The organism is Vreelandella titanicae, assembly GCF_014697095.1.
Taxonomy (GTDB): Bacteria; Pseudomonadota; Gammaproteobacteria; order Pseudomonadales; family Halomonadaceae; genus Vreelandella; species Vreelandella titanicae.
This window is the reverse complement of record NZ_CP059082.1, coordinates 5234534-5260452: the sequence shown is the minus strand read 5'-3', so window position 1 is coordinate 5260452 and position 25919 is coordinate 5234534. Positions and strand designations below refer to the sequence as shown.

At 52.0% G+C, this 25919-nt stretch carries 29 protein-coding genes and 1 pseudogene; 20 read left to right on the top strand and 10 right to left on the bottom strand.

Annotated elements, in window-relative coordinates:
* Positions 1-14: 14 nt before the first annotated feature.
* From HZS52_RS24175 to HZS52_RS24155, 5 genes are read right to left on the bottom strand one after another with little or no spacing between them, the layout of a single operon-like run.
* Positions 15-1166, bottom strand: coding sequence for an MFS transporter (locus HZS52_RS24175; RefSeq protein ID WP_190373917.1), 1152 nt, complete (start codon positions 1164-1166; stop codon positions 15-17).
* A complete protein-coding gene (locus HZS52_RS24170; RefSeq protein WP_190373916.1) occupies positions 1157-1849 on the bottom strand; it encodes an HAD family hydrolase in 693 nt (230 codons plus the stop codon). The genes HZS52_RS24175 and HZS52_RS24170 overlap by 10 nt, the downstream gene beginning before the upstream one ends.
* 9 nt (positions 1850-1858) lie before the next feature.
* On the bottom strand, positions 1859-3076 hold the full coding sequence (locus tag HZS52_RS24165; RefSeq protein WP_190373915.1) for a beta-ketoacyl-[acyl-carrier-protein] synthase family protein: 1218 nt from the start codon (positions 3074-3076) through the stop codon (positions 1859-1861).
* Positions 3066-3293 carry an acyl carrier protein gene (locus tag HZS52_RS24160; RefSeq protein ID WP_190373914.1) on the bottom strand — a complete coding sequence of 76 codons (228 nt, stop codon included), beginning with the start codon at positions 3291-3293 and terminating at the stop codon, positions 3066-3068. The genes HZS52_RS24165 and HZS52_RS24160 overlap by 11 nt, the downstream gene beginning before the upstream one ends.
* Positions 3286-4215 (bottom strand): AfsA-related hotdog domain-containing protein, encoded by a 930-nt coding sequence (locus tag HZS52_RS24155; RefSeq protein WP_190373913.1) that lies wholly within the window; start codon positions 4213-4215, stop codon positions 3286-3288. The genes HZS52_RS24160 and HZS52_RS24155 overlap by 8 nt, the downstream gene beginning before the upstream one ends.
* Before the next feature lie 555 nt (positions 4216-4770).
* On the opposite strand from HZS52_RS24155, the gene HZS52_RS24805 reads away from it, so the two are divergent.
* Positions 4771-5013, top strand: a complete 243-nt coding sequence (locus HZS52_RS24805; protein WP_223828154.1) for a DUF4357 domain-containing protein — start codon at positions 4771-4773, stop codon at positions 5011-5013.
* 102 nt (positions 5014-5115) lie between these two features.
* Positions 5116-5286: a DUF808 family protein gene (locus HZS52_RS24145; protein WP_190373911.1), complete on the top strand. Its 171-nt coding sequence runs from the start codon at positions 5116-5118 to the stop codon at positions 5284-5286.
* A 37-nt stretch (positions 5287-5323) separates the two neighbouring features.
* On the opposite strand, the gene HZS52_RS24140 is transcribed toward HZS52_RS24145, so the two are convergent.
* Entirely contained in the window at positions 5324-6250 is a 927-nt protein-coding gene (locus tag HZS52_RS24140; protein WP_190373910.1) for a DMT family transporter, read from the bottom strand.
* Between the two features lie 93 nt (positions 6251-6343).
* Here HZS52_RS24140 and HZS52_RS24135 point away from each other — a divergent pair, with 93 nt between their 5' ends.
* From HZS52_RS24135 to HZS52_RS24120, 4 genes are all read left to right on the top strand, one after another.
* A complete protein-coding gene (locus tag HZS52_RS24135; RefSeq protein WP_190373909.1) occupies positions 6344-7318 on the top strand; it encodes a LysR substrate-binding domain-containing protein in 975 nt (324 codons plus the stop codon).
* Between the two features lie 293 nt (positions 7319-7611).
* A complete protein-coding gene (locus HZS52_RS24130; RefSeq protein WP_081742660.1) occupies positions 7612-7881 on the top strand; it encodes a hypothetical protein in 270 nt (89 codons plus the stop codon).
* A 3-nt stretch (positions 7882-7884) separates the two neighbouring features.
* Positions 7885-8409: a helix-turn-helix transcriptional regulator gene (locus HZS52_RS24125; protein WP_190373908.1), complete on the top strand. Its 525-nt coding sequence runs from the start codon at positions 7885-7887 to the stop codon at positions 8407-8409.
* A gap of 34 nt (positions 8410-8443) precedes the next feature.
* The gene (locus HZS52_RS24120; protein WP_039858808.1) at positions 8444-8626 is read left to right on the top strand and encodes a hypothetical protein; all 183 of its coding nucleotides are present in this window, start codon (positions 8444-8446) and stop codon (positions 8624-8626) included.
* A gap of 40 nt (positions 8627-8666) precedes the next feature.
* Here HZS52_RS24120 and HZS52_RS24115 read toward each other — a convergent pair whose 3' ends face one another.
* Entirely contained in the window at positions 8667-9041 is a 375-nt protein-coding gene (locus HZS52_RS24115; protein ID WP_039858811.1) for a GFA family protein, read from the bottom strand.
* A gap of 352 nt (positions 9042-9393) precedes the next feature.
* On the opposite strand from HZS52_RS24115, the pseudogene HZS52_RS24110 reads away from it, so the two are divergent.
* From HZS52_RS24110 to HZS52_RS24100, 4 genes and pseudogenes are all read left to right on the top strand, one after another.
* A pseudogene (locus HZS52_RS24110) lies at positions 9394-9678 on the top strand (type IV toxin-antitoxin system AbiEi family antitoxin domain-containing protein).
* 15 nt (positions 9679-9693) lie between these two features.
* Positions 9694-9924 carry a nucleotidyl transferase AbiEii/AbiGii toxin family protein gene (locus HZS52_RS24800; RefSeq protein WP_022519889.1) on the top strand — a complete coding sequence of 77 codons (231 nt, stop codon included), beginning with the start codon at positions 9694-9696 and terminating at the stop codon, positions 9922-9924.
* The gene (locus tag HZS52_RS24795; RefSeq protein WP_022519888.1) at positions 9921-10187 is read left to right on the top strand and encodes a hypothetical protein; all 267 of its coding nucleotides are present in this window, start codon (positions 9921-9923) and stop codon (positions 10185-10187) included. Before HZS52_RS24800 ends, HZS52_RS24795 begins: the two co-directional genes overlap by 4 nt.
* Positions 10188-10282: 95 nt before the next feature.
* The gene (locus tag HZS52_RS24100) at positions 10283-11233 is read left to right on the top strand and encodes a DUF808 domain-containing protein (protein WP_022519887.1); all 951 of its coding nucleotides are present in this window, start codon (positions 10283-10285) and stop codon (positions 11231-11233) included.
* Positions 11234-11585: 352 nt separating this feature from the next.
* Here the strand turns inward: HZS52_RS24100 and HZS52_RS24095 are convergent, their stop codons facing one another.
* Positions 11586-11894: a hypothetical protein gene (locus tag HZS52_RS24095; protein WP_190373907.1), complete on the bottom strand. Its 309-nt coding sequence runs from the start codon at positions 11892-11894 to the stop codon at positions 11586-11588.
* A gap of 383 nt (positions 11895-12277) precedes the next feature.
* A complete protein-coding gene (locus HZS52_RS24090) occupies positions 12278-12583 on the bottom strand; it encodes a hypothetical protein (RefSeq protein ID WP_022519785.1) in 306 nt (101 codons plus the stop codon).
* 110 nt (positions 12584-12693) lie between these two features.
* Here HZS52_RS24090 and HZS52_RS24085 point away from each other — a divergent pair, with 110 nt between their 5' ends.
* The 7 genes from HZS52_RS24085 (at position 12694) to HZS52_RS24055 (ending at position 19119) form a co-directional block, all read left to right on the top strand.
* Entirely contained in the window at positions 12694-12948 is a 255-nt protein-coding gene (locus tag HZS52_RS24085) for a FitA-like ribbon-helix-helix domain-containing protein (RefSeq protein ID WP_022519784.1), read from the top strand.
* Positions 12945-13361 (top strand): type II toxin-antitoxin system VapC family toxin, encoded by a 417-nt coding sequence (locus tag HZS52_RS24080; protein ID WP_022519783.1) that lies wholly within the window; start codon positions 12945-12947, stop codon positions 13359-13361. Before HZS52_RS24085 ends, HZS52_RS24080 begins: the two co-directional genes overlap by 4 nt.
* Positions 13362-13900: 539 nt before the next feature.
* Positions 13901-14911, top strand: coding sequence for a TRAP transporter substrate-binding protein (locus HZS52_RS24075; protein ID WP_035576900.1), 1011 nt, complete (start codon positions 13901-13903; stop codon positions 14909-14911).
* 84 nt (positions 14912-14995) lie between these two features.
* On the top strand, positions 14996-15499 hold the full coding sequence (locus HZS52_RS24070) for a TRAP transporter small permease (protein ID WP_190373906.1): 504 nt from the start codon (positions 14996-14998) through the stop codon (positions 15497-15499).
* A gap of 4 nt (positions 15500-15503) precedes the next feature.
* Positions 15504-16784 (top strand): TRAP transporter large permease, encoded by a 1281-nt coding sequence (locus HZS52_RS24065; protein ID WP_190373905.1) that lies wholly within the window; start codon positions 15504-15506, stop codon positions 16782-16784.
* A 24-nt stretch (positions 16785-16808) separates the two neighbouring features.
* Entirely contained in the window at positions 16809-18407 is a 1599-nt protein-coding gene (gene ggt, locus HZS52_RS24060; protein ID WP_223828021.1) for a gamma-glutamyltransferase, read from the top strand.
* A 25-nt stretch (positions 18408-18432) separates the two neighbouring features.
* Complete coding sequence (locus tag HZS52_RS24055; RefSeq protein ID WP_022519734.1) at positions 18433-19119, top strand: TetR/AcrR family transcriptional regulator; 687 nt, start codon at positions 18433-18435, stop codon at positions 19117-19119.
* A 37-nt stretch (positions 19120-19156) separates the two neighbouring features.
* Here the strand turns inward: HZS52_RS24055 and HZS52_RS24050 are convergent, their stop codons facing one another.
* Positions 19157-19996, bottom strand: coding sequence for an AraC family transcriptional regulator (locus HZS52_RS24050; RefSeq protein ID WP_022519735.1), 840 nt, complete (start codon positions 19994-19996; stop codon positions 19157-19159).
* Between the two features lie 107 nt (positions 19997-20103).
* On the opposite strand from HZS52_RS24050, the gene HZS52_RS24045 reads away from it, so the two are divergent.
* The 3 genes from HZS52_RS24045 to HZS52_RS24035 all read left to right on the top strand — a co-directional run bounded on the left by HZS52_RS24045 (position 20104) and on the right by HZS52_RS24035 (position 25910).
* Positions 20104-20913, top strand: coding sequence for a sulfite exporter TauE/SafE family protein (locus HZS52_RS24045; protein ID WP_022519736.1), 810 nt, complete (start codon positions 20104-20106; stop codon positions 20911-20913).
* Between the two features lie 175 nt (positions 20914-21088).
* A complete protein-coding gene (locus tag HZS52_RS24040) occupies positions 21089-22012 on the top strand; it encodes a bifunctional helix-turn-helix transcriptional regulator/GNAT family N-acetyltransferase (RefSeq protein ID WP_223828020.1) in 924 nt (307 codons plus the stop codon).
* Positions 22013-22763: 751 nt separating this feature from the next.
* The gene (locus HZS52_RS24035; RefSeq protein WP_190373902.1) at positions 22764-25910 is read left to right on the top strand and encodes an ATP-binding protein; all 3147 of its coding nucleotides are present in this window, start codon (positions 22764-22766) and stop codon (positions 25908-25910) included.
* Positions 25911-25919: the final 9 nt, after the last annotated feature.

The following is a 25919-nucleotide window of genomic DNA, read 5'->3' as shown; positions in this document are numbered from 1 at the left end:
TAAGTCAGCTATGTTTAATATTCGGCATACTTTTTCCTTTCAATAATTACCATCAGCAGAAATAGCCCTAAGCACATTGTCAAAACGCCATTCCAACCGCTAGTTGTGTATACAATCGACGAGGTGAATCCACCTACGGCACCGCCCAACATGAAAAATGTCATATAGTTACTAGCTGCTTGTGCCTCCTTTCCCTTGCTTCTAGAATATAATTTCTTTTGGTTTGATACATGAATGAGCTGGATTAATGCATCAAACAGTGCAGTGAATCCTCCTAGCCAAATTAAACTGTTTGGTAGTGCTATCGCGCATGCCAATAGTGCAATTCCAGTCATGAAAAGTCGGAGGCTTGTCTTGAATATCGATCCAGTGATAACAGGCGCGTAAATGGCAACAAGTGCTCCTAATACACCCAGAAGAGAGAATAAGGCGATTTCTGTTGTAGAGAAGTCGAGTGACTGGTCGAGGTAAGTTGCAATATTAGTCCAGAAGGCTGTAAATGAAAACATCGTTGCAAAGCCATAGAAACAATATAGTCGGACACTTCTATCTTCTAAAGTTGCCATAATATTGCTGCGTATGACATTCAAGTAACCAATATTCTTTTCTTTATTTTCACTATTGGGCTTCATGTTTTTAAGGACAAAGCTTGCCCCCAAAAGCATAAGAAAAAAAGAAACTATATAAATGCCACGCCAACCTAAGAGATTTGATAAAATTCCTGATGCGAATCTAGATCCAATAATTCCAAGAAGAACACCTCCCATAATATATCCAATGATATTCTCGTGTTTTTTCTCTTTGTTATAAAAAGCAATTATCAAAGGAACAGAAGATGCGCCCACTCCTATGAGCGCATATCCTCCAAGGAGTATGTTGAAATTAGTCGAGAAGTAGACCAAAAACAAGCCTGTGCATAGACAAATATAGAGGGCACCAATGATTTTTCTTCTATCTATTACATCAGCAACAGGAATAAAGAAGATTAATGATAGAACATTTCCTATCAGTTGTGCTGTGAATAGGTTGGTGCTTTGTACATAGGTTATTTCTACGGATTTAGATATCATTAAAAATAAAGGCTGAATGTAATACATATTTGCGGCCGTGAGGCCACAGATAATGGGAATTACAATAATAATTAACCTGTCTTTTGTTATGACCAAAGTGTACCTCCAGTTAACATTTTATCGATTGAAAAGATATGATCTTCATCTATATCTGAAAAATTTTTGACCATATGCTTGACGCCAGTGCTTTGCATCTCCTTAAGTTGAAAGTTATGATTCATTGATGCAGGTACACCGATAAATCCAGAACCAATAGATTTACAAGTCTCAGCAACACGATTAATGTCATCAATGAAAATAACTTCGCTTGGATTGCAACAAAGAACCTCTTCGATAATTTGCAACATGCCAGGTCGTTTAGCATTAATATCAATATAGGGGGTTTCTGGGTCGAAGAGATTTTTATATTTTGAAAGAAACCGATCAAAACTATATTCTCGATTCCTTCCACCATAAGATATGACTTTTATTCCAAGTCGATTAAACATATTGAGAGGGCCTTCAATATTGGGCATAACTTCGACTGGGTGTGTCCTCAAATACTCTTCGCGAAGCTTGAAGAATTCACCAATCACCTTTTCACCTGGGTGGGGTAACTTGCACGCTAATGAAAGGTTGTGCCCAGCAGTGATCTGGGGAGAACCCCAGACAGAACGTTCGATCGAAGAGGTATATTCTACCCCATATTTTTCTACAAATTCCTTTATAACAGGACTGTATGTGTCGTTTAATAATACGCCGTCTGTATCAATCGCAACATATTTTATGTTGTTAAGCATGATTAACTCCTATTTTTCAAATATAAGTACTGAATTTTGTCCACCAAAACCAATTGATGAACTCATTACGGATAATGAGTTGAGAGACTTTGTAGTCTCTCTATTCACATTTATCTTTATATCATCGTCAATGATGTTGAGGCCGGCCGTACCAGGAATCGTATTTGTCTTCAGTGATTGTATCGATGCTATGGCTTCAATTGCGCCTGAAGCGGCGAGGGGATGTCCCGTTACACCTTTTGTGGAGGTAACCGGAGTTGTTAATCCAAATATGTCTCCATATACTGTATTTTCTAAACGGTCATTCAGACTGGTAGCGGTTCCATGAGCATTAATATATCCAATCTCAATTGGCTCTATATTTGCGTCGGAAAGTGCTTTTTCTACTGCTTGTGTAAGACCTTTACCGCTTGGTGTAGGTGTGGTCATGTGATAAGCATCAGATGAGGAGCCATAACCGAGTAATCTTGCATGTATATTTGCTTTTCTTTTCTGAGCTTGGCTTTCGTGTTCTAAAACAAGGAATCCAGCTCCTTCAGATATAACAAAGCCATTCCTTTCTTTGTCAAATGGTCTTATACTTCCTTCTCCTATGTTATTGCGAGAAAGAGCTCCCAGCTTGGCGAATGCAGTCACTACGTTCTTTGTAATGGGTGCCTCCGATCCTCCTACGATTACAGTGTCGCATTCGCCGCTTTCTATCATTCTTTTACCACGACCTATCGCATCCGCGCCTGAGGCACACGCTGTGCTTAAAAAATATGAAGGGCCAGTGATACCTAAGTGAACAGAGATGTTAGCGCTTGCCATGTTTGTCATTGTTGACAGAATGTATGATGCGCTAACACTTGCCGGGCCTACTTCTGCTTCATTGTTAATAATCTTCTCTAATGTGCTGATTCCAGCAAGTGAATTTCCGACGATAATTCCAATCCTATTTGAAGGAAAATTATAGCCTGGTTGAATATTCGCATCGTCTAAGGCCTCTTGGGCAGCATAAACAGCGTACTGTATAAATGGGTCGACCCGTGTAAAGGCTGCTTGTTTAAATCTGGGTTTTGGATTCCAATTACTTAAGGGGCAGGAATATTTAACTGGTGCGTTCTCTAATCTATGATCATATTGCGTCAAGACTTTCTTTTGGACAATATTATCCCAAAACTGACTAACAGTTGCCCCTGCAGAGCACAATACTCCCATTCCCGTTACCACAACATTATTTGTCATTTTTTAGCCTCTCTATAGAATCTTCAATATCCTCTAATGTCATTTCTGGCATCAAAGATAACGACTCGCTTGGAAGTCCTAGAGTTGCTTCTAGCCCTGACTGTAACTCCACGATAGAAATGGAATCTAAACCTAGTTCCTCCAAAGTTTTATTTTGTGAAATGGAGTCTTCTTCCATTTCAAACATATTGATCAAAATTGATTTTATCTCATTCATTGCATTCAACCTCATTGATATAGATAAAGAAAAGGGATAGCCTTATGCCTTCTTGTAATATCTCTATAATGCAGCGTGTTGTATCATTGCTAGAGTCTTTCCGAATCAGTCTGACTAGTAGTTCTTGGTTGTTTTCTGCATATTTGTAAAATTTTGCAAAAATTCTGTTGATGTAAAGATTTTCTATTTTTTTCTTTGATTCTTTGATAGTGCAATAGAAACAGAATTGTTTAGCTGACTCCGTAAGGTTATATCCAGTTATATGATCCTGTTTGTGGTCATTGAGTATGCGGTTTTGGGATGGTATTACTATATTTGCAGCTCTTGTGTGACCTGTTTTTCTTATATTTCTGATGCAAACGTCTTTTGGATATTTACATCCTACTTCGTATGGTTCCACCTGAGGCAGGCCACATGCTGTGTGCAATTCAAATCCACCATATTTAACTGATTTTGAAATATTTTCCCCTCTTATTGTTTCATACGCTCTGGCGCTTATGTGACATACAATGATGCTAACCTTACCTATTGTTCTTTCGCCAGATCTAAAATTTACAATAAATTTTTTTGTATGTGAGAGATGTGTGTCTAATATCCTTAAGCTTGCAATAAGGGTATGGTTTTGGGGATTTTCTTGATAAAGCTCTAGTCGCCATGACTTTAATATGAATCGTGTATTGCTATTTATTTTTAATATCTTGTGCGAAGCAAGTGTTTCTAATTGTCTCGCACACTCAATAAGATACATGGGGTTGATGTATTTTTTGCTGCTACATATTTCTGAAAAATGTTCTTGGTCGTTCAGGGGAGATATCAAGGCAGAAATGCTTGACGTTGTTGTTGATTCAATTTTATTGATGTAAACAGCTTGCGGATTAGCCTTGTGGGTCATTGATATCACTGTCGTGTTATCAGTTTCCATATTGCCTCCTGGCCTGAAGCTGGCTTTATCTGTATATCCGAATGCTTGATTTGAGGATAATTTATTAACTTCTATACGTAACCTGTCAGAAGTGACAGTGCGGTGCTTTGATATGCTAAGTGCCTTTACATAAATTTCTTATGCTTAAAGACATTTAAAACCAGGCAATTGTAATATTTTTTTTGCGTGTTTATTTGTTTATAATCATGTGCTTAAGTGTTGTGAGCGTACTTGGCAGCACTGAGACCAAATCTCGTGCCAGCGTTGTTACGCCAGTGCAGCAGTATTATGGCCAATCGCTTGTTTATCGCCTTGATGGATCGATACGCGGAATGCGTAGTTGCGCCGCCTGTTGTTGGATGGGGTAGAGTTAGGCAGTGGTAAACGCATTTAATTTTTAACCTAAACGAGCAGGAACTGAAGGCACCGGCGGCTGAGAGGTTGCCGATGGCTTTGAAGTATTAAGAGAATCCCTGGCCCGCGCTGGAGAGGCACTCTATACACGACTACATGAGCGAACAGCCCCAACTGCTCAACGAGTGAGGCGTGCTCTCGATGCTAGGTGGAAAACTGGTATTCACTCAGGACTTTCTTTTTTTATCCCCCACAACAGCAACTGGCATATTGGTAGGCGGCAGCGCCAATGGCCGGCTGGCTTGGAAAGGTGCTAGCGGTAAAACCTTGAAAGCCATCAGGATGAGAGCTTGGCGAGTATTTAATATGTGCTTCCCTCAGGCTCAATACAATCCTCCACCTGATGCCGCTTTTGAGCATACTCAGCGGGTGACAGTTAATTGAGAGGGAAACTGAAACAACACTGCACTTGCGGCAAAAGAGGCGACCCGCCCAAGCAGCAGTATGCTTTACTATTTGCATCTGTTATTCACGGAGGAAGTATCCGTGGCCATAGGCGGCTTGATAGGATTACTGGATGACATTGCCGCATTGGCGAAGTTGACCGCAACATCATTGGACGATGTGAGTGCCGCCGCTGGGCGTGCGACGGCGAAGGCAGCCGGGGTGGTGGTGGGGGTGCTGCACTTCATTCCTATCAAAAAGGCGCATGCCTAATAGGTGCACGTTGCGAAGAAGTAAGCAGGAATATCGATTAGCTCCGGCTCCGCCGTTGCCGTAACACCATCACTCCCGCCATTAAGATCATGCCCATACCCAGCCAAGTCATGGCATCGGGCACTTCGCTGAATAGCAGGTAGCCCCAAAGGCTGGCAAAGATGAGGTAGGCGTAATCAAAGGTGCCGATCAACGCCGATGGGGCAATTTGATAAGCCCTTGCCACCCCGGTATTCACAATGATCAGCAGTAGGGCGTAGGCGCTCACGATCAATAACGCTTTGGCGTCTAGCGGTTGCCAACCGGCGAACAGGAATGGCGCGCGTTCGGCGATTGTTGCTGTGTTGTTGATTGCCACCAGCAAGCTGAAGAGACTGCCTGCTGCCAGGAAGGCTAGATTCAAACCCAGGGTGAGAACTAAGGGGTGCTCTTTTTGGCAGTGGTGGCGAGTGACCAGCATGGCTAGCGCATAAAAGAGGGCGGCAAGCACGGGTAGCAGTGTGGCAGGAGTGAAAGTGTCGCCGCCAGGGCGCAACACCACCACCACGCCCAGAAAACCGCAGAGAATGCCTAGCCAGGCCTGGCGTGAAAGATGCTCGCCCGCCCCAAAAGCAGCCAGCACGGCAATAAACAGCGGTGTGGTGTAAATGGCGACCGCTGCCACCGAGAGCGGAATCAGCGGTAGTGCTGCGTAGTAGGCTATCCACATCAGCAACAGAAGCAGGCTTCTTATTGCCACCCAGCGGCGTGATTTTACCTTGGGACGGGGGCCTGAATGGCCAATGATCAATCCAAAGAGTACCGGCAGCGATAGTGTTGAGGCGATGACATAGAGTTGCCATAGCGACATACTGGCACTTAGATACTTAACCAGGGCGTCGGTCAACGCCAGCAGAAAGACAGCCCCCACGATAAGGCTTATGCCCTGTAGGATATTATCTTGTGGTTCAGCGGTGACCTTCATTGCAGCGTTCCAGAGATGAATTTCGCTCTAGAATGCCGCTGCCTCTAGCAGTGCTTCAAACGACTTCTGCGTCACAATGCATGAGCTCAGATTATGGATAACTTCATCAAGTCTCTTCCACCGCTGGCGACGCTGCGCCCCTTTGAGGCAGCCGCCAGGCTTGAAAGCTTTTCGCGCGCGGCCGATGAGCTCCACCTGACCCAGGCGGCTATCAGCCGACAGATCCGTGCGCTGGAGGAAGACCTTGGCGTGATACTTTTCGAGCGCCGTAATCGCAGTGTGTTTCTTACCCGTGAGGGGCGAGAGTTTGGCCGTACGGTCTCCCAGGCGCTGGAAAGTATCGCCACAGGGGCTCAGGCGCTGCGCGGCGACCCCGATGATAAGTGCGTCGTATTGTTCTGCCAGTTATGCGAAGCGTTCTATTGGCTGATGCCTCAGCTGGCTGACTTTAATCGTCGCTATCCCGAAATTGAGATTCAACTGGCGACCTCGACACGGCCGATTACCGAATTTAGTGGCAGCTTCGACATTGCGCTGCAAACCAACGGACGGCCCAGCGGGAGCCATCGATTGGTGTTTACCGCCGAGGACGAGATATTTCCGGTCTGCAGCCCTGCTTACCTGAAAGGGGTCACTACGCCGTTGAGTCTCAACGCTTTGCTGAACCAGCGGCTACTGCATCATCACGCTGAGCCGGCGGATTGGCTGGAGTGGGATGACTGGTTGCGTGCCATGGGGCACTTTGAACTCTCATCAGCGGAGAGTGCTGTGTTCGACAGCTATCCACTGCTACTGCAAGCGGCTGTCGCGGGGCATGGTATTGCCTTGGGATGGCGGCGCACAACGCAACGCTTAATTGAAAATGGCGAACTGATCCGCCCGGTGACAGAGAGCTTGCCCCAGCACGATGCCATCGCCCTATACACACGCCAGGGCGCACCCCAACGCCCAGGCAGCGAAGCGTTATTGGGTTGGCTGCGTGAGGTGTTGGGTGAAGAGCAGATTGCTGAAGCGACAGGCTTGGCGCTAGGTGAAGTGGCTAAGCTGCGCACTGAAGGTCAGCGCTGACTTGCTTTCATTTACTTATTCCCGCTTCACACATCAAACGAAAGGGTAGTCCAAGTGACTGTCCTTTCTGTATTTGGCTGCTGAGGATGGCAGACATTCCCCATGCCATGAAAGCCCCCAGCGTCAGGTTAAGTGTTGCACATACTGATATTCTTTTTTAAATTTTTATTAGGGAGTTAAAAGAGACACTTGGGTCTATCTATTTAGATGAACGTCGGCAAGCATATGAATTGCTGCTTCAATGGTTGTCAATTGACAACCATTGAAGGGGGCTTCATACTCAGAGGCAAATAATGACTCGTCCATCACATCCGAAAAAAGAGATCGAAACTGCCCTCAAACATGCGGAAGCGGAGGGCTGGCGAGTTGAAGTCGGCGGTAGTCACGCCTGGGGCAAGATTTACTGTCCCTATAATGATGATGAATGCCGCTGCGGTGAGTTTTGTATCGCGAGCGTGTGGAGTACACCGAAAAATCCCGGCAGCCACGCCCGGGCAATTCGGAGAGTGGTGGACAAGTGCTCGACCCACAAGCGTCGAGACGAAGCGGAGCCGGAGGATTGAAGAATGGAATATGTTTTTACGCTGAAATACCAACTGGCTGATAGTGATTCCGACCTAGATGCGCTGGTGGGGCGTTTGGGCACTGCCGGTTGCGATGATGCTCTGGTGGGCGTGGGGCAGCCGGGCCGCTTGGCGCTGGAATTCTCTCGTGAAGCGGGCAGCGCCGCGGAAGCGGTTCGCACTGCCCTGGTTGACGTAAAAAAAGCAATCCCTTCCGCGCGGCTGATCGAGGCTTCGCCGGATCTTGTTGGCCTGACGGATGTAGCAGACGTTGTGGGCGTATCCCGACAGGCAATGCGAAAGTTGATGCTCACCCACCGAGCGACGTTTCCTATGCCGGTTCACGAAGGCAGTGCCTCAATCTGGCACCTGGCGGAGGTGCTTGACTGGTTGATGACCCGAGGGGGTTACCAAATTGATGTTGGCGTGCTGGATATTGCGAAAGTAGCATTAGAAGTGAATATAGCCAAAGAGGCGATCCGCCATCCGGTTCGTAGCCGCGAGGAAATGGAGTTGCTGACCGCGTAGCCAACAGCTCAACAGTTTGTTGGAGGATAAAGACATGTTGGCAGAAAATTTGGAAAACTGGGCTCAGCAAGAACGCCAGGAAGGCGAAAAGCTGGGCATTGAGAAAACGGCCCGTAATCTGCTCAAGCTGGGAGTGCTGAGTGACGAGCAGATTGCTGAAGCGACAGGCTTGGTGCTAGAGGATGTGGTTAAGCTGCGCACTGAAGGTAAGCGCTGATCGATTACCTTCTGACCTAAGCGGCAGCCCTTGAACCCGCTCAATCTTCCCGATCTCGTTCGTATCGCTCCACGTTTTGAAATGGCGGTAGCCAATGTTCGCGGCGAATGCCCCAAAGCTCATACGTCGGTTTAAGTTGATTGGGTGAATCAAGGGTACCAAGGTGTATTTCGATTTCTTCCTCGCTTACCGAAAAAACCGACGAACCGCATGCGGAACAGAAGTAGCGCCCCTGATAACTGTGCGGTTCGCCTTCGATAATGACAGCTTGCTTGGGATAATCAGCAGCCGCATAGAAAAGCGCCCCATGATGCTTGCGACAATCCATACAGTGGCAAATACCTACCCGAAGCGGCTCGCCATTGGCCAAGATTCGGATCTTACCGCAGAGACAGCCACCTGTTAGTTGTTCCATTGCCAATCTCCAGAAGATTCATACATTCAAAGTAGGTGGCACTTTTTGTTTTGTCTTGCTGCCGTCTCGTTGGTATTTGATGCCCGAAAACCGATAAAAGCTAGCTGTTGCAGGAGGCGGATTTGCCTTAGAGCCCGGAATTAGTTTGTATCTCGGTTACAAGCAGGCGCGGATATTAAGCTGGTAAATCGCCTCCCCGTGGGTCTTTAAAAGATAGGTGCTTTGTGAACTAAAAGTACACAAAATTTGACGATATTAAAGAGCCTTATGGAAGATTCTTTAGTTAATCAACGCCGAAGACACGCTGCCATGGGACTGGACGCTCAAGAGGTCGGCACTCGAAAGGGCAATTATGGAAGCTATGGACGAGCTGCCCGACCATGAGAGTTTTCACAATCTCGATATGCTATTTGAGAGCCTGACAACGCTGCGCCCTAAACTACTGGCAGCTCTGCTGCAGAGTTGTAAGTAGATCAAGGTAAAGCGGCTATTCTTTGTCTTTGTCGATCGCCTCGATCCCCCCTGGCGCAAGCGCTTCGACCCAGCAGAGTTCAATCTCGGCAGCGGCGACCGTGCACTGGTAAAAGGGGCAAGATACGTCCGCGCTATCGGATTATGGCGCCTGAAGCGTTTGTAAGGACGGAGACCAACGATGGCACGTGAAACCTATGAAGCACAGGTCGCACTTCTTGTGCGTATTCTCCCGCATGTCGCTAAGGAAGATGTATTCGCGCTGAAGGGCGGCACGGCGATAAACCTGTTCTATCGTGATCTCCCGCGTTTGTCAGTCGATATCGACCTGACCTACCTGCCGGTGAAAGATCGAAACGATAGCCTTTCCGAGATCAACAACGCGATGGCCACCAAAAATTTGAGGGAATGACCAGAGCTTCTGTCAGTCTCCAAGAGCTCTTCGACACCCGTAAACGATTGATTGCAGATATTCATTCCCGCTTCGATGAGAACACCAAGCAATTCCTAATGAGCCTGCATGACGGTATGCCCGATTTTGATGCTATTGATCGCCCTCGGGCGGCGGATCTGCCTGCCGTACGCTGGAAGCTTATCAATCTGGAAAAACTGAAAAACGAAAACGCGGCCAAACATGCTGAACAACGTCATGAGCTGAAAGTACTGCTGGGGTAAGGTGCGCAAGTCGGAATCTTGAAGCAAAAGAGGCGATCCGCCCAAGCCGCTTTGTGCTCTACTATCTGCACCTGTTATTCACGGAGGAAGCACCCATGGCCATAGGCGGCTTGATAGGATTATTGGATGACATTGCCGCATTGGCGAAGCTGTCCGCAGCATCATTGGATGATGTGAGTGCCGCCGCAGGGCGTGCGACGGCGAAGGCGGCCGGGGTGGTGGTGGATGATACGGCGGTGACGCCGCAATATTTGCAGGGGGTAACAGCGGAGCGGGAACTGGCGATTGTGAAGAAGATCGCGCTGGGGTCGATTCGCAACAAGCTGATTTTTATCCTGCCGGTGGCGCTGCTGCTGAATCACTTTTTGCCCGCGCTATTGCCGATCATCCTGATGGTGGGCGGCACCTACTTGGCCTTTGAGGGCGCTGAGAAGGTCTGGCACAAGCTCTCTGGTCAGCATGACGACGACAAACCAGCGGTAGAAAAGGGACCGGAGGCCGAGAAACAGATCGTGGGTGGCGCTATTCGTACCGACCTGATTCTGTCCGCCGAAATCATGGTGATCGCGCTTTCAACAGTGTCCCATCAAGGGTTCTGGTCGCAGATGGTTAGCCTGGTGGTGGTCGCGTTTGTCATCACACTTCTGGTGTATGGAGTAGTGGCGCTGTTGGTCAGGATGGATGATATCGGCCTGAGGCTCGCCCAGCGGGATAGTTCGGGCGTGCAGACACTGGGCCGTGGCCTGGTGACAGCCATGCCTAAGGTGCTAGCGACCATCTCGGTCGTGGGTACTGTCGCCATGCTCTGGGTGGGTGGGCATATACTGATGGCCAATCTAGGTGCCGATGGTACGGGTTGGTTCAACGCTCCCTATGAGTGGGTACACCATATTGAGCTTGGCATTAGCGAGGCAACCGGTGCCCTGGGCGGCACGCTGGGCTGGAGCTTCAATACACTGTGCTCTGCGGTGATTGGCTTTTTGGTGGGCTCGGTAGTGGTGGGCGTGGTGCACCTACTTCCTGTTAAGAAGGCGCATGTCGAGTAAGGTTTACGCCGGGTGTTTCCGGTGGAGCTTTCTAACGGCTCAGAGCGCTGCTATGGCCGGATCATTGAACTCTGTTGGCTGTCCCTCTCGTCAGGCCTGAGCACCGCACAGGAGCAAGAGGTTGGGGCAACTTCGATAGCTCACCCACTGTCATTGGTCGCGCAAATGATCGTCAACCTTATCAGGACGGGCGACGAAGAGGCTGATCTTGTCCCGAGAGAATATGGTGGAAGTTTCGAGGGGTAAAAGGGCCACTAAAGCAGCGGCATAGAAAAGCGCTGCGTGAGGAGGGGCATGGGGTTTGTGCGCAATCACTTTACTGCTGAAAAGATCGTGAACAGGTTCTAAGGGGTCAGTCAGAGACGCCCTCGCAGTTGTCGTGATACAGCGGAGCATCGGTACCCAACGCTAGGCGCTTGGTGGCGTGATTGTAGTAGAAACGACCGGACTCGGCGCTTGAAAGCTCATAGTCGCCGCACACCCCATAGCCCTTATTGACTTGCGTCAAGTGGGAAATTTCGGCCGGTGCCTGGCTGTCGAGGCGTTCAGATATAGTCGCGGCGATGTGGGCATCACGCTGGGCCTCAGAATAGGCCTGGTTACCGAATACCAGGCCAGCAACGACGAAAATGGCGACGACGGGAATCCATAGGTTATGCATAGAGTGTCCAGTGAGAGGATATAAAAGTGCATGAATTCGGTAGAAAAATTATTTAGCTGGATAATAACTTTTTGCCCATCCGATTTCATTGGTTAGCGAGTAGTTGGTTTACACAAGGATCCGCGCCAACCTTACGACACTAAACTGCTTTATGTAGTGGTTCACTGATTCCGGACACCCATCGCCTCAGCACGATGCTATTGTCCTATACACACGTCAAGGCGCACCTCAGCGCCCAGGCAGCGAGGCATTATTGGGTTGGCTGCGTGAGGTGTAGAGTGATGAGCAGATTGCTGAAGCGATAGGCTTGGCGCTAGATGAAGTGGCAAAGCTGCGCACTGAAGGTCAGCGCTGATCCGTGCTTTCATTTACGTATTCCCGCTTCACACATAAAACGAAAGGGCAGTCCAAGTGACTGCCCTTTCTGTATTTGGCTGCTGAGGATGGCAGACATTCCCCATGCCATGAAATAACCTGATGCAATGGTTCATAGTCAGTAATGAATAGCCGTTTTGGCGGATCAGTAGTACCCGCTCAGCAAAGAAGCCGGTGTGACCATAATCTGATTGTCTTTTGGCCACAAAAGCAGCCTCTTGACCAAATATGTCAGCAATTGGTGCGGGAGTGTTCTCCACGGGATTAGTTATGCAGGCATCGCTTTGCGGTTGCAAAATATCCTTAAAGTACACGTTACTTCTGAAAAGCAGTGTTGCAAGTGCTTGCCTTTTGCATCCAGTATACTATACTGAATGCAGTTGGAGCGCAGCTGCGCTTACCACATGCAATAGGAGTTTGGGCTATGGGCATGATGACTATTAGAAGCATTCCTGACGAAGTACACAATGCACTAAAAGCGCGAGCCAAGCAGAATCACCGCAGCGCCGAGGCTGAGGTGCGGGCCATCCTGGAAGAGATCACACGGCCAGAAAGTCGCCTCAAAATGGGTGATGCCCTGGCTGATTTGGGTCGCAAGATCGGGTTGACCAATGAAGACGTAGCGGTCTTTGAAAAGGTGCGTGACAAGACGCCTGCTGAACCGATGAGGTTTGAATGATCGTTCTGGATACCAATGTCGTTTCCGAGGCGATGAAACCCGAGCCTGATCCAGCCGTCAGAGCTTGGCTTAATGAGCAGTCGGCTGAAACGTTATACCTGTCTAGTGTCACACTTGCAGAGTTGTTATTTGGTATTGCGGCGCTGCCCAACGGGAAGCGCAAGGACATGTTGAGCGAGACCTTGGGCGGCCTTGTGGAGTTGTTCAGAGGGCGGATTTTGTCCTTTGACGTTGACGCCGCTCGCAAGTATGCAGAGCTAGCCGTGACAGCCAGAACCGCCGGGCGTGGTTTTCCTGTGCCGGATGGCTACATTGCTGCTATTGCCGTATCACAAGGCTATCAAGTCGCCTCCAGAGATATGGCTCCTTTTGAGGCAGCCAATGTGGACGTCATTAACCCTTTTGAAGCCTAACTGGTGCGGTCTGCTGGGCACTTTAATTGCTTAACCCATTCTTCTTACCCCAACATACCCTCCGACTAGCCCATGAGCCGAATATAAACCTTATTCGGCTCATAAGATGATCTGAATAGATGATGCAATCGGCTCATGTATATTTGGGAATAGCACCACTGGCCGTCTTTTTAACGGAGTAACTGCGCGCGGCCTCAAAGCCTTCAAGTAGCGCGCTCTGTTCGACCCCCAAGCCCTCGATGCAAAAGCTGTTCAAACACTGCCGGGCGGCAAAGAGCTCCCGGCCCGATCCTGCCAAGAATTGACTAAGAGGACGATGGCTTGATGGGTGGCATCAGGCCCCGAATAAATTCGCACCATATTGAGCCCTTTAGCACAAAGTTGGTGCGAATTTATGCATAGATACGTTCAACAACCCGCAGAATCTCTCATGTTTCAAGGTGGCATGATAATTGCTTTTTCTTTAAGTAAGTAAATAGTTACTTAACTCGCTCCATGAAGAGTGTTTTCTGAATGGGCGCAATGGCAAGGATCACACCATGAAAAAGCAATTTAAGAACATGAAGCTGAAGGCCCTCGCTTGTAGTTTCGCGTTGGGTGCTTTGGCACATACTGGTATGGCAAGCGCCGATATTAATATCAAGTTTCACCATGATTTGCCTGAAGATAGCGCACAGCACCTGGCGGCTGAGCGCTTCAGGGACATGGTGGCTGAGCGTAGTGGTGGTGAGATTTCAGTAGAAATTTTCCCTAATAACACACTCGGTGATGATGTCGAAGTCACCCAACAGTTGCAGATGGGGGCTGTGGAAGCAGCGATTATTCCGACCGCCAAGTTATCGGGCTTCGTTCCCGCCATGCAGATCGTCGATCTGCCTTTCTTGTTCCCATCTCCCGATATCGCCCACACCGTTCTGGATGGGCAGGCTGGTGATGACCTCTTGGCGACGGTAGAGCAGGTGGGGCTGAAGGGGGTGACGTTCTGGGAAAGTGGTTTTAAGCAATTTACCTGTGACCAGCCCGTTAATGGCCCGGAGGATTTCGCAGGCCAAAAGGTACGCGTGATGCAAAGCCCTATCATCATGGAACAGTTTAAAGCGATGGGCGCTAACCCGGTACCGATTGCCTTCGGTGAAACTTACAACGCGCTGCAGCAACGCATTGTCGACTGCCAGGAAAATCCGCTGGTATCGATTACACAAATGAAATTTTATGAAGTGCAGTCGGATGTGGTTATCAGCAACCACGCTTATCTAGCCTATGCATTTCTGTTTAGCCAGAGTTGGTTCGATAGCTTAAGCCCTGAGAATCAGGCGCTATTGACGGACGCTGCACGTGAAACCACCGCATTCCAGCGTGAAGAAACCGCCCGCCGTGAAACGGGCTACATTGCCACTATCGAAGCAAGTGGCACTAACGTGAGCACACTGGATGATGCCCAACTGACGGCTTTCAGAGAGTCGACAGCGTCGGTGCACGATGAGTTTGCCAATGAAATTGGCGCAGATCTAATGGCGGAATTCCAGCAAGCCATTGCTGATGCTGAATAGTAGCGCTTCACCCATTAAAGGGCTGATCGGTGATCCCGATAGCCCTTTCCTTCCCCATTGTTTTCATCGCTGGTGGAGTCCGCTATGCGCAAACTTGATCGCCTAATATCGCGTGCCGAGGAGGTCTTGATTGGTCTGCTGATTTTGTCCGCCTCGTTCATTCTTTTCGCCAACGTCATTGCACGCTACGTGTTTAACGATGGTTTTTCATGGGCTGAGGAGCTGGTGCGTTACCAAATTGTATGGATGGTGCTGCTTGGCGCGAGCGTTGCTGCACGGCAAGGGATTCATATTGGGATCGATATTCTACGCAGGTTTAGTCCTCCCCTTATGGCGAAATGGATAGAGTTGCTAGTTCATGCGGTTTCTATCGCTTTCTGCCTCTTCCTGGTGGTTTACGGTATCCAGTTAACTGAGCAAACCCATCGGTTCGGTCAGGTGAGCTCTGCTCTTCAGGCGCCTATGTGGATCGTTCAGTTGGCCATTCCAGTGGGCGCTCTCTTAATGGGCATTCGCTTTACCCAGCATTTCTTCCGGACGTTGCTTGGTCGAGAGCAATCCTCTGCCCACCTTGATCAAATTGGATAAGAATATGGTCATCACCTTCCTGGTTCTATTAGCTGTTTTGATGTTAGTGGGAACGCCCATCTTTATTGCGTTGGCGGGTTCCGTCACGGTGGCGATGGGGAGTTTTAGCCATATTCCGTTGACCATTGTTGCCGAGCGCTTGTTTGCTGGGTTGGATAAGTTTCCATTGATGGCGATACCCTTTTTTATTCTCACTGGTAGTTTGATGAGTGCGGGTGGGTTATCGCAGCGTATCATCCGCTTGGCCAACTTGTTGGTGGGGCGTTTTACCGGTGGTATGGGGATGACGGCGGTATCAGCGAGTATGTTTTTTGGCGCTATTTCCGGATCTAGCCCGGCCACGGTGGTTTCGGTGGGCTCATTGCTCTATCCGGCCATGCGCAAGGAAGGATATTCCGGTCAATTTTCGATTGGCGTGCTGGTGTCTGCCGGTTCATTGGGCATCATCATTCCCCCTTCGGTTGTAATGATCGTCTACGCGGCTGTCACTGGTGTGTCAGTGGGTGCGCTGTTCATGGCGGGGGTGGGCGCCGGTTTATTATATGCAGCATGCTTATTGCCTTACTGTTGGTATCGCGCCAAAAAGGACGGTGTCACTCCCGTGGAGCCGCCCAGTTGGGGCGAGGTTTTAGCAGGATTCAAAGATGCTTCGTGGGGGTTAGGGGTTCCTCTCGTCGTCTTGGGTGGGATTTACCTGGGTATCTTTACGCCCACTGAAGCCGCCGCTGTATCGGTGATCTATGCCCTGTTGGTCTCAGCCCTGATTTATCGTGAGAAGAGCTTTGCAGAGCTATTCCAAAGCATGATTGAAGCGGCGACCACAACGGCTCAGGTAATGATTATTCTCGCTGCTGCCTCGGTTCTGGCGTGGTTTCTTTCCAGTAATGGGCTAGCGGCCATGTTGGCCAACGCTATCCTGTCGTTATCCGACAATCCGTACCATATCTTCCTGCTGATCAATGTGACGGTACTGGTCGCCGGCATGTTCCTTGATGCTTCCTCCATCATGGTGATTCTCGCTCCCCTGTTTTACACGGTGGGCATGCGCGTTGGTATTGATCCTGTCCACCTGGGGGCAGTACTGACCGTGAATGGGGCGATTGGTATGTTTACGCCGCCGTTCGGCCTCAACCTGTTCGTGGCGGGCACTATCAACGGCGTCGATTACGTCCAGGCGGTACGTGGTGCCTTGCCCTTTATTGGCATTGCTCTGTTTGCCTTGATTTTGCTGACCTATATTCCTGCGATCAGTATGTGGCTACCCAGTGTGGTGTATGGCGGCTAAACAGCCCGAATAAGGATGGTAGCAATGTCTATTAGTTTAACTTCATCAGCGCTGGCGCATTCCCATGAGGGGGTGGTGACCAGTCCACATACGTTGGCAACAGAGGCGGGTCGTGAGGTACTTCGTCAAGGAGGCAATGCGGTTGAGGCTGCCATCACCATGGGGGCTTGTCTGTCAGTGACGTATCCGCATTTTACCGGGCTTGGCGGCGATGCCTTCATGATCATTGCGGATGCAAGCGGTGGTGTGCGAACCCTGTCAGGCATTGGTCAGGCACCACAGGCCAAGTTGGAACTGTCTGGCCAATTGCCTACGAGAGGGCCAGGTTCCATGTTAACCACGGCTGCCACGGTTGATACCTGGGGGCAGGCGCATGAGATTTCCCGTCAGAACTGTGGCGGCCAAATTGGCTGGGCAGCGCTGATGGAGCCAGCGATACAGCTAGCGAGGGAAGGCTTCCCGATAACGCCATCGCAGCGCTTCTGGCTTGATTTTCGTAGCGATGAGCTGTCGATGATGCCAGGCGTGCGAGAGCACTTTATGCCAGGCGGGAAGATTCCCCATGAGGGTGAAAAACTGTACCAGCCACAGCTGGCCGCTTCACTGCAGTCCATTGCGACCCACGGCTACCGGGACTTCTATGAAGGGCAGTTGGGGAAGAAAATCGCCGCTGGACTGGCAGCAGTAGGGTCTCCACTCACGGCCACTGATTTGGCGGCTACCCGAGCACGAGTAGAAAAGCCGTTGTCTGTTCCCTACCGTGGTGGCGAGCTGCTGGCCCATCGCCCCCCAACCCAGGGTATGACGACACTAGAGATAATGGGTATCCTGGCGCGTTTTGACCTCTCCAGGATCGAAGAGGGCAGCGCCGATTATTACCATCTGCTGGTGGAGGCGGTAAAGCGCGCTTTCCTGGATCGTAATAGCTACCTGGCTGATCCCGATTTCGCGTCGGTGCCTTGTGAAAGGTTGTTATCGCCTGCTCATCTTGATGCTGAAGCGGCAAAAGTGGAGGCGGGGAAAGCATTGGATTGGCCCTTTGCTTATCAGCATGGCGACACAGTTTATCTGGCGGCAGCTGATCGTTTCGGTAATGCCGTCTCCATGCTGCAGACGATTTATTACGACTGGGGCAGTGGTGTCAGTGTCGGTGATACGGGGATTTTGTGGCATAACCGTGGTGCCGCGTTCAGTCTTGATCCTGCTCATCCGAATGCGCTTGCCCCTGGAAAGCGTCCTTTTCATACCCTTAACCCGGGTATGTATCGTGTCGATGGAAAGCCTCGTTTACTTTACGGTACTCAAGGAGCAGATGGACAGCCGCAAACCCTCGCTGCCGTGCTGACGCGCTTGATAGACTACGGCATGGATCCGCTCAGTGCGCTTAAAGCGCCGCGCTTCCTACTGGGGCGAACCTTTTCCGATGGACGTGACACGCTAAAACTTGAGCAGGATGCGGGAGATGCTATTTTCGCTGAATTGACCCGGCGTGGTCATCAGATGAGCCCGCTACCCGTTCAAAGTGCCCTGGCTGGCCACCCCGGCGCGGTCGTTATCGACCCGGCGAAAGGCTTTTACGCTGCTCATGACCCTCGCAGCGATGGCATCGCGTTAGGGCTATAGCACCAATAGAAACAAGGATGTGTACATGACAAAAAGCGATACGCTCGATGTGAAACAGAGTGCCCGTACCCGGGGAAAAAACCGCCGTAATGCTCATGAAACACGCGAGCGCCTGCTTCAAGCGGCGACTCAAGAGTTTTCCGAGCGCGGCTACGATGGTGCTCGCATGGAACGTATCGTGCGTGCAGCCGATTGTAATGTGCGCATGGTGTATCACTACTTCGATGACAAGGAAGGTCTTTACCTGACTGTTCTCGAACGAGTCTATGAGGAGTTGCGCGCCAAGGAGCAGGCACTCAATTTAAGCTATCTCGAGCCCGTTGCAGGTATGCGCGCGCTGGTCGAATTCACCTTCGATCATATGGCCGAGCATCCCGAGTTCACCAGCCTGGTGCGCAATGAGAACTTGCTGGGTGGGCGCATGCTGCGCAAATCGAGCAAAGTCGTCCAGCAAACGACGCCGCTCGTAGGCATGATCCGGGATACCCTAAAGCGAGGGGAAGCAGCAGGGTTATTTCGCTCGGCTGTAGACCCTACCCAGCTCTACATTTCTATTCTTTCGCTATCAATCATTCACATCAATCAACGCGACACGCTATCCATCATCTTCGAGCAGGATCTGGCTGACCCGGATTGGTTGATTGAGCGGCGTGCCCATGCGGTCGAGGTAATACTTTCCTATCTATGTGTTGAGTCCCGGGTGATTAAATAAGCGACAAGGACTATCTGCAGGGCTCCGAATACCTCATCTACTTGCCCATCTGCTGCATAAATTTACGACAGCAAACCAAGCCAGAACCGCCGCCTTCCTCCGGCGGGCGACTAGCCGCCCGAACAAAAGCGCTGGGAGATTGACCAAGCACCTTGCGAAACATACTGGAGAAAGCGGCTGGGCTGTCGTAGCCGAGTTCCAGTGCGGTTCGGGTAACGGAACTGCCCGAAAGTAGCCTGGGAATTGCTGCCATCAGGCAGGCCTGTTGGCGCCATCGGCCAAAAGAGAGTCCAGTCTGCTGACGGAACAGGCGATTGAAGGTGCGCTGACTGCAATGTAACTGCCGCGCCCACTCCTCAGGAAGAGTGTGAATGCTCGGCTGGCCGAGGAACTCTCTGCACAGGCGGGCGAGCGGAAGGTCATGGGGCAGGGGGGCAAACAGTGGCAGGGCCTGAGCCTGTTCCAGCTCGTATAGGAGTAGTTGCGCCAGGGCACCGTCGCGGCCGTTTTCGTCATAGAGCGCGGGGATGTGGGCGGAAGCCAGCAACAGGTGATGCAGGAGAGGCGTCACGACTAGCACCTCGCAGTTGCGCGATGTGCGTGGCGCAACGTGGGGCTCGATATACAGGCTTCGGGTGCTCACCCCGTTCATGCGCACTTGGTGGCGCTTGCCCGCAGGTAGCCAGACGCCGCTGAATGGCGGCACCATCCAGGTGCCATCATCCGTATTAACTTCCATCACGCCGGTCATGCCATAGAGAAACTGGGCACGGCGATGGGTATGAAAGTCGAGGAGGGTGCCGGGGCGGTAGTCAGTGCCGATGGCCACCACGGGCCGTGCTACATGATCCACATCTGAAAGAGGTGTATTGAGCATTAGCGTTAACCTGGCTGAAACGCGTTGATGGTTGTCCGAATGACGAATGTCGGCCAATCCTCGCCAGCATATAGTGCCTGCTGTTTCGTTTCATCAGGAGAGTGCCGGTGTATAGCGTATTGCTACTTTGTGGCGGGGTGGCGGGAGTGACCACCGTATTGTTCGGTTTCGGTGGCGGGTTTGTGGTGGTTCCCTTGCTGTATACCCTGCTGATTTCCGTCCATGGGCCGGATAGTGGTATCGGTCAGGCGGCCATGCATATCGCGGTGGCCACCTCGACGGCGTTGATGGTATTTGCTGCTTCCCTGTCCACATGGCGCCACCATCTACGGCAGACCGTGCAGTGGCACCTGGTGCGTCCGCTGGTGGGCTATATCGCCGTGGGCGCCGTGCTTGGCGCGGCGGCTGCCGTGTCGTTGAGCGGGGAGTGGGTGCGCTGGGCGTTCATCGGCTATCTGGGCATCACGATTGCGGATGCCGCTCTGCGACCCGGTTTTCTGCATCAGGCGGGGAGTGATGTGCGTCCTATAGGGCGTGGGGTAACGGCGATGACGGGGACATTGATTGGTGCGGTGGCCGCCTTGCTGGGCGTTGGCGGCAGTGTGATGACCGTACCGCTCATGCGCCGTAGAGGCGCAAGTATGACGGCAGCTACTGCCATGGCCAATCCGTTGTCGTTGCCCATGGCGGTGAGTGGCACCGCGACGTATGTGTTGCTGTCGGCAAATCACCCAGCGTTGGGGGACTGGTATGCCGGTTATGTGGATCTGCGCGCCTTGCTGGTACTTGCAGTGGGCTCATGGCTCGGAATCCGCCTGGCATCGACCTGGATCGGGCGCATCCCTGATCGTCTTCATGCCAGGGTGTACCTGCTATTGCTGACCATGGTGCTGGTGGTGATGGTTTTTGTTCATTGAGTGTTGCTTGCTTGGGAGATGCCTGTTTGGGAGATGTGTGGCGCTTGATATTCAGGGCGTCGCGCAGTCGAGAGAGCTTGATTTATTTTGTCAGTAGTTTCTTATGAGATCTTGTTGACATGGTTACCAAAAGCAATTAATTATGTGCTTAAGGCAACTAATTGGAGGCCTCTTCATGGCCGTAGAACAACGCTTGCATGAGCGAGCTGGAACGGTGCGAAGCTTCAACCGTTTCTACACGCGTCAGATCGGTGTGCTGCACGAGCATCTGCTGGAAAGCCCATTCTCGTTAACGGAGGTTCGCATTCTGTATGAGCTGGCGCATCGGCCGATGCTTACCAGCTCGGATATTTGCCGGGAGCTGGGGCTCAATGCCGGTTACGTGAGCCGGGTGCTGAAAGGCTTCGAGAAGAAGGGGCTTATCACCAGGATCCCCTTGCCCTCCGATCGCCGGGCGGCGCAACTGCAATTGACTGATCATGGGCGGGAAACTTACCTGCCGTTGAGTGATGCATCGCAGCGCGAAGTTGTTGCCATGCTCAAGCGGCTTTCGGAGCCTGAGCAACACCAGTTGATCGAGGCTATGCATCAAATCGAGAGCCTGCTTGGCGATACTGATTCGAACTACCTGCTGCGCGACCCGCAGCCAGGCGATATGGGATGGATCGTCCATCGGCAGGCGGTTCTTTATGCCCAGGAGTACGGCTGGAACAGTGAATATGAAGCACTGACAGCAGACATCGTCGCCAAGTATCTGCGTGATTATGACCCGCAATGGGAACGGTGCTGGGTCGTCGAGAAGCAAGGAAGTGTCGTTGGTTCCGTGTTCGTCGTTAGGGAGGACGAAGCGACCGCAAAGCTGCGGTTACTCTATGTCGATCCCTGCGCCCGCGGTCTTGGAATAGGTGGCCGTCTTGTCGATGAATGCCTAAGATTCGCCCGCCAATCTGGCTATAAAAAAATCATCTTGTGGACCAACAGCGTTCTTATTGGTGCGCGAAAAATCTATGAAAGGGCGGGTTTCGAACTGGTTGAGGAAACGCCCCATCACAGCTTCGGCAAGGATCTTGTCGGTCAGGTGTGGAGCCGTGAGCTGTAGTACCCACGTTGCGAAGCATCGCTTTGCCTAGGTAAAGGCCGTATGCCGGACAACAGGGGGGCGAGCGCAAACCTTTAAATGATATTGCTAATTTGCCACCGTGGCTCGGCAAGTTGTATGCGTTCAATGACCCAATCCACGAATACCCGCACGTCAGCATATGTAAAATCTGCACGTAAAGAACGTAAATCATCTTATGCGATACGCCGATTTCCTGGACTGGCCTGGAAGGCCCCTGAATAACCAGGATTACCTCCAGAATGGGCAGCACCAGTGGGAGCCAGCCGAGAAGATAAATCGTGTAGTAACGGCCTTCAGTACCATCAAAATCATAGGCAATAACAAACGGGGTGAGTCTTTTGGCTATCTAATTGCCTCTTTAATGTTGGTTTTAACGCTACGCATGACCGTCAGCCATAGCTGCATCAAGCTTTTTCTGCTACTGATTCTATTTTACCAAATTCCAATTAGTATCTGGCTATATTATGAGCCGAATATAAACCATAATCGGCTCATCCTGTGAGCTGAATGGGCGAGGTGGTAGGTCTATGTATTTCTGCTCATCTTTCCTCAAAACTAGTGCCGCTTGCTCTGCACTAGCTCGTAATCTGCTAGGCTTAGTTCCATCTAATACTAAAAAACCATAGGCTTGCACAAAAGCTAGCCAGTCTTTGCACGCCGATTTTTCATGTAAAGCGTGATGCAGTGCCATGGTCGACATTTCCCGCGTGTTCGAGAAAGGAAGGCAATCATGATCGCTCCCCAAGATGGGCGTTTGCGGCTGGATCGCCAGCGCTTGAAGCAGCACCGCAAACGGCTGGGCTTTAGTCAGGAGGCGCTGGCCGAGTACTGCTTCGACCAGCGCCTATGCGTTTCTATTGCTTCGATTAAACGGGCCGAGAGTGGGCGGGCGGTGCTTTATCGCACCGCTCGCCACTTGGCTGAGATCTACGGCGTCGAGGTTGAGGCGTTGTCAGTGGATGCGGAAGAGGCCGCCGCTGTGCCTGCCGCTGATAGCGAGGAGATGGAAAGCGCGCGTGTCTTGATTCAATTGCATGCCGTGGTGGCTGACCAGCCAACCCTGGCGACCTGGGTTCAGCATTTCGGCGGCAGCCTGGCGGAAGAAGGGACGGCCCTGTTTGGGCTGCCCCGGGCTTACCGTAGCGATGCCCAGCGGGGCCTGTTGTGCGCCGCTACCCTGGTGGAACAGGGAGTGGCGAAGGTCGTATATCTCCAGGCTGGCCAATGGCCGTCCGCTACGCCCCCTTCGATAGCGGAGGAGCGGAGCGGTGTTTGGGTTGAGCGCGGGGTGGCGGTGCAGTTGGCGGAACGCTTTATCTTCGATGATGAAGGCGGAGATTGGCTGCGCTACTGCCATCCCCGAGACGAATCTCAGGAGGCCCGCTTCGAACTGGTGGGGCGCCGGGTGCAGTTGGGGCAGCTGCAGGCCATTTTAGAGAGTACCTGTGACTATCAGGCTGGCCATCTGATCTATATTCGCGGCGTGGCGGGCATCGGCAAGACGCGTCTCAGCGCCGAGTTTGCCGAGATGGCGGCGGCGCATGCCGATCATCATCAGGCCGAGGTGTTGGACTTCGGCACGCGTGCCGATGAAGGCCCGTTGATGCAGCTGACTCGTTCGCTGCTTCAAACGTCCGATGAGACGAAAGGTGAAACGATAGACGAAGCGAGCCTGCTCGCTCGCCTTTCGGCGCTGCGTTTGCCCGTGGATCATGCCATGCTGCTGCGCCCCTTGCTGGGGCTGGCTCAGCCAGAGGATGCGCAGCGTCTCTATGCGGCCATGACCCCGGAGACCCGCAGCCAGCGTTTGGTTCTGGCACTGCGCGACACTCTCCTGGCGCGGTCTATTCATCGCCCCCAATTGCTGGTGGTGGAAGACCTTCACTGGGCCGATGAGGCGCTGCTGGGAACCCTGACTGGGCTACTCCAGGAGACCCTGGAAGCGCCGGTGATCTGGCTGTTTACCTCACGCTTAGAGCAGGACCCACTAGAGACCCGTCTAAGGCCACAGTTGCCTGAGTCGCCGCTAACCCTGATCGAACTTCCTCCATTGCGCCCCCAAGAGGCCGAGGCCCTGGTAGCCAGCTTCGGAGCGGTTCCCACCGAGCATGCCTCCCGCCTTGTCACTCAGGCCCAGGGCAATCCGCTGTTTCTGACTCAACTGTTGCTGTTTCATCCCCACTGCAGCTTGCCAGCCAGCCTCGCTAATCTGGTACAGACCAAGCTGGATCAGCTCACCGATCTGGATCGTCGGGCCATGTGCGTCGCCGCCGTTATGGGGCAGCGCTTCTCCCTAGCGTTGCTGCAGGAAGTGGTGGGGCAGGCCGATTATCGACCTGAACTCCCCCAGCGCTACAGTTTGGTACGCCCGCTGGAAGAGGGGAGCTATCGCTTTGTGCATGACCTGATTCTGCAGGGCATCTACGAAGGGATTCCAAAAATACAACGCGACCGCCTGCATCTCCGGCTGGCCGAGCTCTATGGTGAAACGGAACTGGGGCTACGTGCGCGCCATCTTCACCGTGCACGTTCCCTGGAAGCACCGAATGCGTTCCTGGAGGCGGTGGCAGCGGAAATGCTGCGTTATCGGCATGAGGAAGCCATGGCGCTGCTGAGACAATGCCGAGCCATCGATTATGCGCCGAAGGATGAGTACCGGTTAGTGCTGCTGCAAGGCCAAGTGGCGATGGCGACCGGGCGCATCCAGGCGGCTCGCGAGCACTTCGAGACGGCGCGCACGTTCGCCCGAGAGGAGTGTCAGCGCATTACCGCGGATCTTTGGCTAGCCCGGGTGCTGAACATGCTCGATGCCCTAGAGGCAGAAGAAGCGATACTCGATGGACTGTTGCCCCTGGCCGAGATGCTGAAAGACCCTTTGCCCCTAGCTGAAGTGCTTTATCTAAAAGGTAATCTCTATTTCCCCCGGGGCGATTTTGCCACCAGCCGGGCCTACCACACTCGGGCACTAGAGCAGGCCCGATTGGGTGGCGATGTGCATACCGAAATCCAGGCCCTGAGTGGGCTGGGCGATGCGCATTATGCCGAGGGGCAGATGCGCAGCACCTACGAGCTTTTCGACCACTGTGTGGCACTCTGCCGAACTCACGGCCACGCTGACCTAGAGGCCTCTAATTTGTTCATGCTGGGTACGGCTCGTCTTTATGCTAACGAGACCGAGGCGGCGTTGGCCGACTGTTTCGATGCTGCTGAGCTGGGCAAGCGTGTTGGCAATCGGCGTGCTGAAGTGGTGGCTCGGCTAACGGCGTCCTGGGTTCTGATTTCCCAGGGCAATCCCGATGCGGCCGACGAGCAGGTCACACAGGCGCTGGCAGTGGCTCGCGGCCTGGGGTCAGGGCGCTTCGAGGCCTTTCTGTTGGAGAGCCGTGCCCGTATCGAGCTGATCACCGGACGACAGGCTGAGGCGCGAGCCAGTATCGAGCGTGCTTGGCAGTTGGTGGAACAGCACCGTCTGACGGCCTTTATTGGCCCTTGGGTGCTCGGCACTCGGGCGCTGTTGGAAGAGGATCCCGAGGCTCGCTTGGAGACGCTGCAACAGGGTGAAGCGCTGCTGGATGCTGGCTGCGTGGGGCACAACGGCTACCGTTTTTTGGTCACGGCGGCGGAGGTTAGCTTGCTTGACCATCGCCCTTCCGCAGCCCGCCACTATGCCCAGCGCTTGACCCAGCTGATGGCGGCGGAGCCCTGTGCCTGGGGCGAGCATCACCGAGCGCTGATTGAGGCTCACGCTGTTTGGTCGGAGAGCTGCGAAGAGAACGGCGAGTCTAGCGCTCTGGAAGCTTTACGGGATTGCTGGCGCCAGGGCGAAGTGGCTGGTCTGCTGATGACGATGCCTTGTCTGGCTGCCAGCCGTTACTAGTCGTCGCGC